Here is a 13368-nt window from a genome sequence, read left to right as displayed (position 1 = left end):
CTACCTTCAGCGAGGTGAACCGCCGTTTGAGTACCGGGCGGGTCAGGTGCCGTCGGCCAACGCGAGCCAGCGCTCCTCGGCGGTTTCTTTTTCGGCAAGGACCTGTTTCAGTTCTGTGCCCAGGGTGATCAGTTTGTCCGGATCGGTGGCGGCATCGGCGAGGGCGGTGTGCAGACGGTGCTCGCGTTCGGTGAGCTTGTCGATGGCGCGCTCTAGTTTGGCCAGCTCCTTGCGCGCGGCGCGGTAAGCGGCGGAGTCGGTCGCAGGGGTTTCGGCGGGCTTGGCGTCGGCGGATCGCGTTGCGGCCGAACTCGATGCGGCACGCTTTTTCAGGTATTCGTCGATGCCGCCGGGCAGATTTGTGAGCTTTCCATCGCCGAACAGGGCCCAGGTGGAGTCGCAGATGCGCTCGATCAGATAGCGGTCGTGGCTGATCACGACCAGCGTGCCCGCCCAATTGTCGAGCAGGTCTTCCAGTTGTTGCAGGGTGTCGATGTCCAGGTCGTTGGTCGGCTCGTCGAGCAGCAGGACATTCGGTTCGGACATCAGGATCCGGGTCAGTTGTAGCCTGCGGCGCTCGCCACCGGATAGGTCACCGACCGGGGTGCGCTGACGGGCCGGGGTGAAGCCGAGGCGCTCGGCGAGCTGGCCCGCGGAGATTTCCTTATCGCCCAGCATGATTCGCTGCGCGATCTGCTGCACTGCCTCCAGCACCCGCAGATCGGTGGGTAGGTCGTCGAGTTCCTGACGTAGCCAACCGATCTGGACCGTCTGACCTTGAATGCGTTTACCCGCGGCGGGTTCGACGGCACCGGCCAGCGTGCGTAGCAGGGTCGTCTTGCCGGAGCCGTTCACACCGACCAGGCCGACCCGCTCCCCCGGCGCCAAGCGCCAGGTCAAGTCGCGCACCAACTCGCGGCCGTCCGGGGTGGTGAGGGTGGTGTCCTCGAGTTCGATGACGACGCGGCCCAGGCGCTTTCGCGCGAATGCGGCCAGCGAGACGCTGTCGCGCGGCGGCGGCACATCGGCGATCAGCGCCTCGGCCGCCTCCACCCGGTAACGCGGCTTGGAGGTGCGGGCCTTCGCGCCGCGCCGCAACCAGGCCAACTCCTTGCGCGCCAGATTCGCGCGCCTGGCCTCGGAGGCATCGGCCTGCCGCGCCCGCTCGGCGCGCGCGAAAATCCAGTCGCCGTAACCGCCTTCGTAGCTTTCGACCTTGCCGCCGACGACCTCCCAGGTGTCGGTTGCCACGGTGTCGAGGAACCAGCGATCGTGGGTCACGACCACCAACGCGCTGCGCCGCTCCAGCAGATGTTGCGCCAGCCACTGCACGCCCTCGACATCGAGGTGGTTGGTCGGCTCGTCCAGGACGAGCAGATCGAGGTCGCGAACCAGCGCGGCGGCCAGTGCGACGCGGCGGCGCTCGCCACCGGAGAGATTGTCGACCGAAGTATCCAGACCGAGGCCCTCGATCCCGATGCCCGCCATCACCGAACGGATGCGCGGATTCGAAGCCCACTCGTGTTCGGCCATATTGTCGGTCATCGCGTCATCGGCCAGTCCCGCCAACACCACGGATCCGACGGTCGCGCCCACGGGAAGTACACCGCGTTGGGTCACCACCGCGATGCGCAGCCCGCCGACCCGGCTCACCCGGCCGCTGTCGGGCGGCTCGAGACCGGTCAGCACCTCCAACAGGGTGGTCTTGCCGCCGCCGTTCAGGCCGACGACACCGATCCGCTCGCCCGCGTGAATGCCGAGCGAAACGTTGTCCAGGAGCGGTTTGATACCGAAGCTCTTGGAGACCTGTTCGAGATTGATCAGGTTGGACATGGATCCTTCCGAGTCATGCGCCGGGCGAGTACTCGCCCCGAGCAAGCGTACCGAGCATCCCCAACCACCCGCCGCCCCACCGAACGCCCGAGCGTCCATCCAGGTGTCACGGCGGGACCATCGCACGCCGCACCCGTGCTCTCCGCTCCGACGGCTCGTCCGATCCTGATCAGCGCAGTCGGCAAAGGTGCAACCCCAATCGGGGATTCGGAGACTCGCCGCGGTGACCTTTGGCCGCGACAGTTCGGGCCGCGCCTCGAGCTCGAACAGAAACCACTACCTCATCGGCTATGGCGACCGGCCGTTGCGCGGCGAACGGCGTTCGTTCAGAGTCAGCCGTAGCGAATAACGTTCGTTACGAACGGTATTACGGCGCTCCTGAGATACAGCCGCAGAATGGGAGCCCCGCCTCGCGATCGAGGTGAGTGCGGCGACACGGTTTCAACTACCCCCTGGAGGTTGCTCATGCACGTCGGACTCGGTCTGCCCATTTCCGATCCCGCCGCGCTGCTCGACTGGGCCCGCCGCGCCGATGCGGGTCCGTTCTCGACGCTCGCTCTGCTCGACCGGCTCGTCTACGACAATCCCGAACCACTGGTCGCCCTCGGCATGATCGCCGGCGCCACCAGCCGCATCAAGGTGCAGACCGAGGTGCTCATCGCGCCGCTGCGCGAGCCGTCGCTGCTCGCCAAGCAGGCCGCCACCCTCGATCGCATGTCCGGCGGCCGCCTGGTGCTCGGTCTCGGCGTCGGCGGTCGCGCGGACGATCACATCGCCTCCGGCACCGAGCTGCGCTCCCGCGGCCGTCGCATGGACGAACAACTCGAGATCATGCGCCGCCTGTGGTCCGGCCGACCGTACGGCACCGACTGCGGACCGATCGGTCCCGCGCCGCTGCGTCCCGAGGGACCCGAACTGCTCTTCGGTGGTTTCCAGCCCGCCGCCATCGATCGCGTCGGCCGTTGGGGTGGCGGCTTTCTCGCCGCCGCGGCACCGTCGTGGGCCGGTGGCCTGTTCGACACCGCCCGCCGCTCCTGGAAGGAACACGGCCGCGAGGGCGAGCCCCGCATTGTCGCCCAGGTCAATGTCGCGCTCGGCACACCCGACCTGATCGAAGACGCCCGCGCCTCGATGGGCGCCTACTACGAATTCACCGGTCGCGCCGAGTTCATGCTCGCCGGAATGCTCACCACACCCGACGAGATCCGCACGGCCATCAGCCAATTCGAGGATCTGGGTGCGGATGAGGTCATGCTCTACTGCTACGGCCGCGACGCCGACCAAGTGGACCGCCTCGCCGACGTCATCGCATAGCCGGCGAGACCGTCAGCGCTTGCCCGGCGTGTCGCTGCTGATGACGCGAGCGCCGGGTACCGGTCCGCTGGCCGTGCGCACGCTACGGCACACACCGGCCCCCGCGAGTTCGGCCGCAACCGCCACCGCGCCGTCCTCGCTGTCACACAGGAATGCGCAGGTCGGGCCGGAGCCGGAGACCAGCCCGGCAAGCGCCCCGGCACCGACGCCCGCACGCAATGTCCGTCGTAGCTCGGGCTTCAGCGACAGCGCGGCCGCCTGCAGATCGTTACCCAGCAGGGGCGCAAGCTGTTTCGGGTCACCGGAGGCCAGTGCTTGCATCAGCGCCTGCGGCTCGCCGAGCCGGGGCGGGGTGCCGTTCTCGCGTAGTCGGTCGAGTTCGGTGAAGACCGCGGGCGTGGACAATCCGCCCTTGGCCAGCGCGAGTACCCAGTGAAAGGTATTGCGGGACAACACCGGAAGCAGCCGCTCACCGCGACCGGTGCCGAGCGCCGTTCCGCCGTGCAGCGCGAACGGCACATCGCTGCCGAGTTCGGCTGCGACCGCGAACAATTCGTCGCGGGTCAGCCCGACATCCCAGAGTTCGTTCAGGCCCACCAGCGCCGCGGCGGCATCCGCACTGCCGCCTGCCATGCCACCGGCCACCGGAATGCCCTTGTCGATGGCGATTTCCACCAGCGGTGCGCGGCCGGCCAGATGGGCGACGCGCACGGCGGCCTTCCACACCAGATTGGTGCGATCGGTCGGCACATCGTCGGCGCCCTCGCCGCTGACCCGCACGGCGAGCGAGGCGGCCGGTGCGAGTTCCAGATCGTCGCTGAGTGAGAGGGCTTGGAACACCGTGGTCAGATCGTGATAGCCGTCCGCGCGCACGTCACCGACGCCTAGGTGGAGGTTCACCTTGGACGGCGCGCGCACGATGACGGGACTTGGCACAACTGACAACACGGTGCTCAAGCCTATCCCGTGGGTACGACAGGTGCTCAGCTCGAGATGAGACATTCACCGCCCATGTGTCGGACGGTTACAACAGCGCCCCGCCGGTGGCATCGATCCAACTGCCCGGTGCTGCAGGCTGCCCGTGATCCAGGCTGCCTGGTGATAAGTGCGGGCAATCGGGCCGGGTGTACTCCGTCGCCGCCTGCACAAGATGCGGCGAACCGTCGCCTCGACGGTCGGCTCCTCGGCGCGCGAGATGAGCTGCCATAGCGCATGCCGAAGACCTGCACCACCTCGTTGAACAGTGTCGCCTTATCGCCGAATGCGGGCGTACAGGCTCGGCGCGCCGATGCCCCTCGCCGCGGTCGGATCGCCGATCGAGGTCGCCTCGTAACCGCGCGCCCAGAACAGTCGCAGCGCCTCGATACCACAAGCACCGAGATCGCCGACATGCCGCGCGCGCTTCGCAACCGGAATGCGGCGACCTTCGCCGCGCGCATCCAGGCGGATATCGATGCGGCTTCATTGCCGCCGGCGGCCGATGCGGCCACGCTCGCGCGATATGTCGGCACCGTTGTGCAGGGCATATCGCAGGCGGGCGGGATGGCGCGAGCGCCGCGGAATTGGAGCGAGTTGCCGAAATGGCCATGCACGGTTGGTCTTCCGCCGTTCGATTCGGGAACTATCCGGACCTCTGCGGCGACTGATCGCCGGAACCACGGGGTAACTCACCTTGCGCTCAATACCCTCTAGGGGTATGTTGATTTGCGTCGGGCATACCCCCGCACCGTATCATCGAATGTGAGCGAAGGAGTCGGAGATGGCCACGAGCACCTACACCGTCACGGGGATGACCTGCGGACACTGCGTCAGCTCGGTCAAGACGGAGATCGGCAAGATCGATGGCGTGACCAGCGTGGACGTCGACCTCGCCAGCGGTGCGGTCCGGGTGGACAGCACCGCACCGCTCGCCGACGCCGATATCGTCGCCGCCGTCGACGAGGCGGGGTACGAAGTCGCCGTCTGATGCAGGCCCGGCTGAGATTCGCCGCGGTCGGCGGCGGTCTCGTCGCACTGTTCGGTGTCGCACTCGGTATAGGCGCCCTGGTGGGCGATCCGACCGGGTCGGCACCGAACCACGGCGCGATGGCGCACACCGAACAAGACACCGGGCTGTCGGGTTCGCGATCCGGCTACACCCTGACCGACCTGAGCGCACCCACTGACCCGAATCGAGCCGGGGCCCTGCGTTTTCGGATCACCGGACCGGACGGAGGGCCGGTCACCCGATTCACCACCCAGCACGACAAGAAGCTGCACCTGATCGTGGTCCGCTCGGATACCACCGGATATCGGCACGTGCACCCGACAATGGACGACACGGGCACCTGGTCGATCGATTGGCATTGGACAGCGCCCGGCACCTATCGCGTCTTCGCCGATTTCGTACCCGAGCAGGGGCCCGGCAATCTGGTCCTGAGCCGCACCGTCACGGTCGCGGGACCGGCTGAACTCCAACCACTTCCACCCGAGACCCGGTCGGCAACGGTGGACGGTTACCACGTGCGCATGTCCGGCGATCCGAGCACCGCGGACAGCGAACTTCGTTTCACCGTGACGCGCGACGGCGCGCCGGTGACAGACCTCGAGCCGTATCTCGGCGCGTACGCGCATCTGGTGGCCTTGCGCGCCAACGACCTTGCCTACCTGCACGTCCATCCACAGGGCGAAGTCGGCCGCACCCCAGCCGGCCCAGAGGTCGGCTTCCATGCCCAGCCCCCGAGTGCGGGCGCGTTTCGGTTGTATCTAGACTTCTCCCACAGCGGTGTCGTACATACCGCCGAGTTCACCGCGCGCGTCGAATCATCCACAGCGCCATCCACATCCGATGGCGGACACCATTCGGGTGGCGGTCACCACTGACCACATGCGCCGACCACCGCATGCTCGAGCTTGCATTCGGGGCGATGACCTGCGCTTCCATCCGGCACGCGGAGTGTGGCGACACGCCTGAATCAATTGCCGCAGCACATGAATCCGGGTTCCGCGACCAACAAGGCAAAGGTTGGTTATCCACAATCCGTTTCGCTCGCGGCGTCGCCCCAGCAAGCGAACCGAGTGCATAACGCGGTGCATGGTCCCGCCTCACTCGCCACAGAAACCGACCGGTCCGGCAGTCGTTCGCCATTGCGCCGATATCGTCCCGGCCGAAGCGCCCGAGCGCATGGCCGACACCGTCCTACACGGCCTACGCAGCCAACCGATCACCTTCACCCGCAACGAGATACACGCGGGTTGAACCATCACACGCGCTCCGGGCCACCCCTGGGCGGCAGACCGGACGATAGCCGCAGTGTCGGCGATGTCACCGCAGCGGGTGCAGTCCGACAGCAGTCAGGCGACACCAGGATGCGGGCTCACACCTGGGCGGCGAGGCGGACGAAGGCTGCGGTGTCCAGGGTTTCGCCGCGGGCGGTCGGATCGATTCCGGCGGCGACGAGGCGGCGTTCGGCTTCGGCGGGGGAACCGGCCCAGTTGCCGAGGGCGGCGCGGAGAGTCTTGCGGCGCTGGGCGAAGGCGGCGTCGACTACCTCGAAGACGCGGCGGCGGTGTGTTTCGTCCATCGGCCACGGCGGTTCGGCGTAGCGCTCGATGCGGACCAGGCCGGAGTCGACCCTGGGCACCGGCCAGAACACCTGGGTGCCCACCGCGCCCGCGCGGCGCACGGTGCCGAAGAAGCCCGCCTTGACGCTCGGGACACCGTAGACGCGACTGCCGGGCTCGGCGGCGAGACGGTCCGCGACCTCGGCCTGCACCATCACCAATGAGGTTGTGATACTGGGCAACTCGGCGAGCAGGTGCAGCAGTACCGGCACGGCGACGTTGTAGGGCAGATTCGCCACCAGCGCCGACGGCGCCGCAGGCAGTCTGTCCGCACGAACCCGCAGCGCATCGGCTTCCACGACGGTCAACTGCCCGGCCAATTCCGGCGCGCGATCGGCGACGGTCACCGGAAGATGTTTCGCCAGTACGGGATCGATCTCGACGGCGATGACCGAATCCACCACATCGAGCAGCGCCAGGGTCAGGGAACCGAGCCCTGGCCCGACCTCGAGCACCGCATCCCCGCGCCCGACCCCGGCCGCCGCGACAATCCGCCGCACCGTATTGGCGTCGTGCACGAAGTTCTGTCCGAGCTGCTTGGTCGGCCGCACGCCGAGTCGCTCGGCCAGTGCCCGCACCTCGGCGGGCCCGAGCAGCGCGGCACTCCCACGGGCGGAAATATCGGGTTCGGACACGTCCGACAACGTATCAACCCGCCCGCTGTGATCAGCCGATGCCCAGGCGGCTGGTGCAGGCCGGCCAGGCGCCCCAACCCTGGCGGGCGCGGGTGACCTCGGCGATGGCGATCTGTTCTTCGCGGGTGGCCAGGTCGGCGCGCGGAGCGTACTTGAGACCGCCCTGACGTTCCCAAGTGCCCTGGTCGAATTGGATGCCGCCGTAGTAGCCGTTGCCGGTATTGATGCCCCAGTTACCGGTGGACTCGCAGCGGGCCAGTGCATCCCAGATATCGCCGTCGCGCACCGACGGCACCTCGGTACCGGGCTTGGCCCCCTTGCGGACGGTCTTCGGCTGAGCCGTCACCTTCACATCGGAAGCGATCGGCCGCCGACTGACCTCCTGGCCGTTGACCATGGTGACCGCGAACGTCACGTCCTGCACGCCGGGCGCGCCCTGACTCTCCACCACGGTCCGGCTCATATTCAGGGTCGGATCTTCGATCACATTCTCCGGCGGATCCAGCGGCACCGTCTCGACCTTGTTCTCGACGCGCTGGCGGGTCACCACGATCCGCAGCCCATCGGTGAGCGGCGTGGTCGCCGCAGGCTCGACGGTGTCCTGCTCGATCAGCGGAATGCCCGCCGCGGTGAGGAACTCACCGACGGTCGGCGCGGCCAGTCGAACATCGACCGGATTGCCGATGCCGTCGAGCAGCGATACCGCATGTGGGCTGGCGATCTGCAGCGCGGCGCCCTCGAGCGGCAGCTTCTCGTTGCGGGCCGGGGAAACGAATACCTCGCGGGGCAGGTGCAGTTGGTCCACCACATCGCCCGCGGTCAGACCGGTCGACCACACCTTCTCGGGCTTGCCGTCCAGCGATATCGCGATCTCGCGTGCCCGGTTGTAGGTGATGGTCGCGCCATCGGTGATCGCCGCGGCCAGCGCGGGCCGGACCAGGTCGCGGTCGTTCACATCGAACCCCGCGGCCTTCAACACCCCGCTGACGTTGCGCGACATGGTGGTCTGGGTCATCTGCTCACCGTCCACGACGACCGTGACCGTCTTACGGTTCACGATTGCCATCGCGGCACCCACGATCAGCGTCACCAGTAACGCCGCAACCGCCGCGTACAGCAGCGGCGAGCGGGACTGGTTGATCCTCGTGAATGGAGACATGGTCACAGCACGATAACGAAGGGGTCAGCGGTCGACAACCGTAGTGTTACGAGCAGCGGCTATCAATATCACAAACGAATATCGACGCCGCAGGTAAATCACAACACGTGCCGACCAAAGTGACCTAGGACACACTTGCCGGCCCAAATGTGAAACAAGATCAGGTGAAACTGCGAGACACTCGCGATTCCACCTGATCGCGAATTCAGATGCCGTAGATACGGCGGGCGTTGGCGGTGGTGATTTCGGCGAGGGCCACCGGATCCTGGTCGCGTAATTCAGCTAGGGCGCGCACGGTGTAGGGAAGGCAATACGATTCGTTGGGTGCGCCACGGAATGGATGCGGCGTGAGATATGGCGCATCTGTTTCGACCAAGATCTGGTCATCGGGCACCACCTTGGCGGCCTCGCGCAATTCGTGCGCGTTCTTGAAACTCACCGTGCCGGAGAAGCTGAGGATGTACCCCTCGGCCACACACGACATCGCCATGTTGGTGTCCGAGGAAAAGCAATGGAAGATCACGGTTTCCGGAGCGCCCTCGTCCAGCAATACCGTCAGCAGATCGTGGTCGGCCTCGCGGTTGTGGATCATCAGCGGTTTACCCAGACGTTTGGCCAGGTCGATATGCCAGCGGAAGCCCTCGACCTGATCCTCGATATCGGCGCAGCCCTCCAACTTGCCCGGCCAGTAGTAATCCAGGCCGGTTTCGCCGATCGCGACCACGCGCGGGTCGGCGGCCAACCGCTCCAGTTCGGCCTTGGCCGCATCGTCGAGCGCATTCGCCCGCGTCGGATGCAGCGCCACGGCGGCGAACACCCGCCGATCCCAGTTCGCAGCCTGTACGGCCCATTGCGCCGCGGCCAGATCATCGGCGACGGTGACCACCTGGCCGACCCCGACCGAGGCCGCGCGATCCACGATCACCGCCGTCGACTCCGCATCCGTCGCCCCGCAGGCATCCAGATGCGTATGCGCGTCGACCAGCGGCACGAGCGGTTCCGGCAGCTCGGGCGCGGCCCGTTCGGCACTCATCGGCGAACTCCGGCCGAACCGGACACGGGCGCGTGACGGCGGTAATCGCCTTCAGGGATATTCACGTGAGCGTCGGAATCCACGCGCATTACAGTAGATGCACCATGAGCGAGCGAAGCGAGCGATCGATCAACACAGCCGCCGGTGCGGTCATACCGGAGCCGAGCGTCAGCGAGGCGCGGGTATGAGCGCAGCTGACCGCCCCGCCTTCTACATCACAACGGCCATCGCATACCCGAACGGTGCGCCGCACATCGGGCACGCGTACGAGTACATCTCGTCCGACGCCCTCGCCCGCTTCAAGCGGCTCGACGGTTACGACGTCTTCTTCATGACCGGTACCGATGAGCACGGGCAGAAGATGCAGCAGACCGCGGTCGCCGAGGGGGTGCCGGTGGAGGAACTCGCCGCGCGCAACTCGGATGTGTTCGAGGCGATGGACAAGACGCTCGACATCTCCTACGACCGCTTCATCCGCACCACCGATGACGACCACCAGGTGGCCAGCGCGGCGATCTGGGAGCGGATGCTCGCCAACGGCGATATCTACCTGGACAACTATTCGGGTTGGTACTCGGTGCGCGACGAGGCGTTCTACACCGAGGAAGAAACGACGCTGCTCGAGGACGGCACCCGGATCTCGACCGAATCGAAGACGCCGGTCACCTGGACCGAGGAGTCGAACTACTTCTTCCGGCTGTCGAACTACCAGGACAAGCTGCTCACGCTCTACGACGAACATCCCGAATTCATCGCGCCCGCAACGGCTCGCAACGAGATGGTGAGTTATGTGAAGGCGGGTCTGAAGGACCTGTCGATTTCACGAACCACCTTCGACTGGGGCGTTCCGGTGCCCGGCCATCCCGATCATGTGATGTACGTATGGGTGGACGCGCTCACCAACTACATCACCGGCGTCGGCTTCCCGGATACGGAATCCGTTGCGTTCCAGCGGTTCTGGCCCGCTGACGTGCATATCATCGGTAAGGACATCACCCGGTTCCACACCGTGTACTGGCCCGCGTTCCTGATGTCGGCCGGGATCGAATTGCCGAAACGCGTTTTCGTGCACGGGTTCCTGTACAACAAGGGCGAGAAGATGTCCAAGTCGGTCGGCAATGTGGTCGACCCGCTCGCGCTGGTCGACGAGTACGGCGTGGACGCTGTTCGCTTCTTCCTGCTGCGCGAGATCTCCTACGGCCAGGACGGCAGCTACAGCCACGAGGCGATCGTCGGGCGGATCAATACCGATCTGGCCAATGAATTCGGCAATCTGGTGCAGCGCAGCCTGAAGTTGGTCGCCCGCGACTGCGGCGCTGTGGTGCCGACGCCGGGCGAATTCACCGAGGCCGATCGCGCCCTGCTCGACCGCGCCAACGGTCTGCTGGAGCGGTGCCGCACCGAATTCGATGCCCAGCAAATGCATTTGGCGCTGGAGGCGATCTGGCTGACGCTCGGTGAGGCCAACCGCTATTTCTCCGCGGAGGCGCCGTGGGCGCTGGCCAAGACCGGTACCGAGGATTCGCTGGCCCGCGAGGCGACCGTGCTGTACGTGACCATCGAACTGCTGCGTATCGTGGCGATTCTGGTGCAGCCGGTGATGCCGGAGTCGGCGGGCAAGATCCTGGATCTGCTTGCCAGCCAGAACCGTATCTTCGCTGATATCGCGACCCCGCTGGTCCCGGGCACCCCGCTGCCCGAGCCCGAAGCGGTCTACCCGCGCTACGTGGAGCCGAAGAAGTAATCAGCAGAAGGCGATACGTAGCGCGCGAGGCGTTCCGGGCGGCTACCGCATCTGGGATAACACGACGCGCCGCTATTGGGGTGACATACCAGCTGTGCCCGGACGATCTGCTGACCGAACTCAATGGCACCGCCGATTACGCGACGATCACCGCATTACCGAGGCGCTACCGCTCGATGAAGCGGTAGCGCTTCAGGTTCAGCCGGATCTCCGGGGAAGGCTACTTCCAGCGGTCGAGCAGCCGATTGATCTCGGCGGTCAGCGCCCACTGCAGCATGGGGCCGAAGGTGATGCGGCCGACGCCCTGCTCGGCGAAGACGGCCTTATCCGACTTATCGGGCAGCCCGACAGCGCTGATGGGCAGCGGCAATTCGCTGGTCAGCCTGCGCATATCGGTATCGGAGTGCCGGCCCGCCGGGAACAGCGAATCCGCACCCGCCGCGGCGGCCAGCCGCAGGCGCGCGATGGCGCGATCGACGCGGTCGCTCGCGTCACCGTCCTCGCGCATGAACAGGTCGGTGCGCGCATTGATGACTACATGTACGCCGGCCGCGTCGGCGAATTGCCGCAAACCATGCACGAAATCGGCATGCTCCTCGGGCGTGCGCAACCGGCCGCCCTCGCTGTGCACCGTGTCCTCGACATTGAGGCCGATCGCACCCGCTTCCAGCAGTCCCTCGATCAACTGCGCGGGCCCGAGGCCGTAACCGGATTCGATATCCACGGAGACCGGCACATCGACCGCGCCGGTGATCTGCCGGACGCGGGTCAACAGTTCCGCGAATGTCATCCCTTCCTTATCGCTGCGCCCGACCGAATCGGCGACCGGATGACTACCGAGGGTGAGCGCCGAAAACCCCGCCGCGACAGCGACATTCGCCGACCACGCGTCCCACACCGTCGGAAAGACACCGGGATCGCCCGGGACATGCAATTCGAGAAACGCCTTCGCCTTGCTTTCCAAAGAGGTCATGACACCGATCATCGTCGCGCCCGTGATCGATAGCACTATGACACTCCCCATCCGGCCGCCCGGGAGTGTCGGCGATGGCGAGTCGCGTTAGGAACTGTCACCGCCGTTGCGGCGTGCCGTCAACACCGCGTCGTACAGTTCGCGGCGGGAAACGCCGGTCTCGGCGGCCACTTGGGCGCAGGCGTCCTTGAGGCGAATACCTTCGGCGGTCAGCGATTCGACCTCGTCGACCAGATCGGCGGGATCGGCCGCGACGGGTTGTGCGCCCTCGAGGACGACGGTGATTTCACCGCGCGCCCCATCGACCGCCCAGGCGGCTAGTTCGCCGAGGTCGCCGCGTACGACCTCCTCGTAGGTCTTGGTCAGTTCCCGGCAGACCGCGGCCCGCCGGTCGGGACCGAGCACCTCGACCGCGTCGGCCAAGCAGTCGGCGAGCCGGTGCGGCGCCTCGAAGAACACGCAGGCGCGCGGCTCGGTAAGCAAGGTGCGCAACCACTCTCGACGCTGGCCGGATTTACGCGGCGCGAATCCGTCGAAACAGAAGCGCTCCACCGGGAGCGCGGACAGTGCAAGTGCGGTGGTCACCGCAGATGGTCCCGGCAGGCAGGTGACCGGCAGCTGACGCTCGACGCAGGCCACCACCATGCGATAGCCCGGATCACTCACCGACGGCATGCCCGCATCGGTCACCAGCAGCACCGTGCTGCCGCCCTCGATCTCATCGAGCAGCGCGGGAATCTTGGCGGATTCCACGTGGTCGTCGAACCGCAGAACCCGCCCGGTGATCTCCACCTCCAAGGCCTTGGCGAGCGAGCGAGTGCGCCGGGTGTCCTCGGCCGCGATGATCTCGGCGGATCCGAGCGCCTCGCGTAGCCGCTGTGAGGCGTCGCCGATCTCGCCCATCGGCGTCGCCGCGAGCACCAATCGGCCCACCTGGTCCGCCACCGCGCTCCTTCCCTCGACCGCGTAGTCCCAAGGCAGCGTATCGGCCCGGTGCCGCCGACCACGCCGCGGACTGCCACCGCCCTACCATCCCCATCCGCGCCGCACCCCGTGGATCTCCGCATCGAATGG

Annotated in this window: 11 protein-coding genes; 4 read left to right on the top strand and 7 right to left on the bottom strand. The window is 66.6% G+C overall.

Annotation, left to right across the window (positions count from 1 at the left end; translation table 11 throughout):
• Positions 1-42 precede the first annotated feature (42 nt).
• Complete coding sequence (locus ACQPXH_RS06240) at positions 43-1833, bottom strand: ABC-F family ATP-binding cassette domain-containing protein (protein ID WP_433601360.1); 1791 nt, start codon at positions 1831-1833, stop codon at positions 43-45.
• Between the two features lie 465 nt (positions 1834-2298).
• Between ACQPXH_RS06240 and ACQPXH_RS06235 the strand changes: the two genes are divergently transcribed.
• Positions 2299-3147: an LLM class flavin-dependent oxidoreductase gene (locus ACQPXH_RS06235; protein WP_433601359.1), complete on the top strand. Its 849-nt coding sequence runs from the start codon at positions 2299-2301 to the stop codon at positions 3145-3147.
• 12 nt (positions 3148-3159) lie between these two features.
• On the opposite strand, the gene ACQPXH_RS06230 is transcribed toward ACQPXH_RS06235, so the two are convergent.
• Positions 3160-4095 (bottom strand): 4-(cytidine 5'-diphospho)-2-C-methyl-D-erythritol kinase, encoded by a 936-nt coding sequence (locus ACQPXH_RS06230; RefSeq protein WP_433603326.1) that lies wholly within the window; start codon positions 4093-4095, stop codon positions 3160-3162.
• Between the two features lie 811 nt (positions 4096-4906).
• On the opposite strand from ACQPXH_RS06230, the gene ACQPXH_RS06225 reads away from it, so the two are divergent.
• Positions 4907-5113 carry a heavy-metal-associated domain-containing protein gene (locus ACQPXH_RS06225; protein WP_063036709.1) on the top strand — a complete coding sequence of 69 codons (207 nt, stop codon included), beginning with the start codon at positions 4907-4909 and terminating at the stop codon, positions 5111-5113.
• Positions 5113-6009 (top strand): hypothetical protein, encoded by an 897-nt coding sequence (locus tag ACQPXH_RS06220; protein WP_433601358.1) that lies wholly within the window; start codon positions 5113-5115, stop codon positions 6007-6009. The genes ACQPXH_RS06225 and ACQPXH_RS06220 overlap by 1 nt, the downstream gene beginning before the upstream one ends.
• A gap of 494 nt (positions 6010-6503) precedes the next feature.
• Here the strand turns inward: ACQPXH_RS06220 and rsmA are convergent, their stop codons facing one another.
• The 3 genes from rsmA to ACQPXH_RS06205 form a co-directional block, all read right to left on the bottom strand.
• Positions 6504-7385, bottom strand: a complete 882-nt coding sequence (rsmA, locus tag ACQPXH_RS06215) for a 16S rRNA (adenine(1518)-N(6)/adenine(1519)-N(6))-dimethyltransferase RsmA (RefSeq protein WP_433601357.1) — start codon at positions 7383-7385, stop codon at positions 6504-6506.
• 31 nt (positions 7386-7416) lie between these two features.
• Complete coding sequence (locus tag ACQPXH_RS06210) at positions 7417-8544, bottom strand: transglycosylase family protein (RefSeq protein ID WP_433601356.1); 1128 nt, start codon at positions 8542-8544, stop codon at positions 7417-7419.
• A gap of 205 nt (positions 8545-8749) precedes the next feature.
• The gene (locus ACQPXH_RS06205) at positions 8750-9577 is read right to left on the bottom strand and encodes a TatD family hydrolase (protein WP_433601355.1); all 828 of its coding nucleotides are present in this window, start codon (positions 9575-9577) and stop codon (positions 8750-8752) included.
• A 184-nt stretch (positions 9578-9761) separates the two neighbouring features.
• On the opposite strand from ACQPXH_RS06205, the gene metG reads away from it, so the two are divergent.
• Positions 9762-11321 (top strand): methionine--tRNA ligase, encoded by a 1560-nt coding sequence (gene metG, locus ACQPXH_RS06200; protein ID WP_433601354.1) that lies wholly within the window; start codon positions 9762-9764, stop codon positions 11319-11321.
• 220 nt (positions 11322-11541) lie between these two features.
• On the opposite strand, the gene ACQPXH_RS06195 is transcribed toward metG, so the two are convergent.
• Complete coding sequence (locus tag ACQPXH_RS06195) at positions 11542-12294, bottom strand: isocitrate lyase/PEP mutase family protein (protein ID WP_433601353.1); 753 nt, start codon at positions 12292-12294, stop codon at positions 11542-11544.
• A gap of 87 nt (positions 12295-12381) precedes the next feature.
• Complete coding sequence (gene rsmI / locus ACQPXH_RS06190; protein ID WP_433601352.1) at positions 12382-13239, bottom strand: 16S rRNA (cytidine(1402)-2'-O)-methyltransferase; 858 nt, start codon at positions 13237-13239, stop codon at positions 12382-12384.
• Positions 13240-13368 lie beyond the last annotated feature (129 nt).

The organism is Nocardia sp. CA-135953 (genome assembly GCF_050955735.1).
Lineage (GTDB): Bacteria > Actinomycetota > Actinomycetes > Mycobacteriales > Mycobacteriaceae > Nocardia.
Note: the sequence above shows the minus strand (reverse complement) of the source record. Positions and strands in the feature narration are given on the sequence as shown.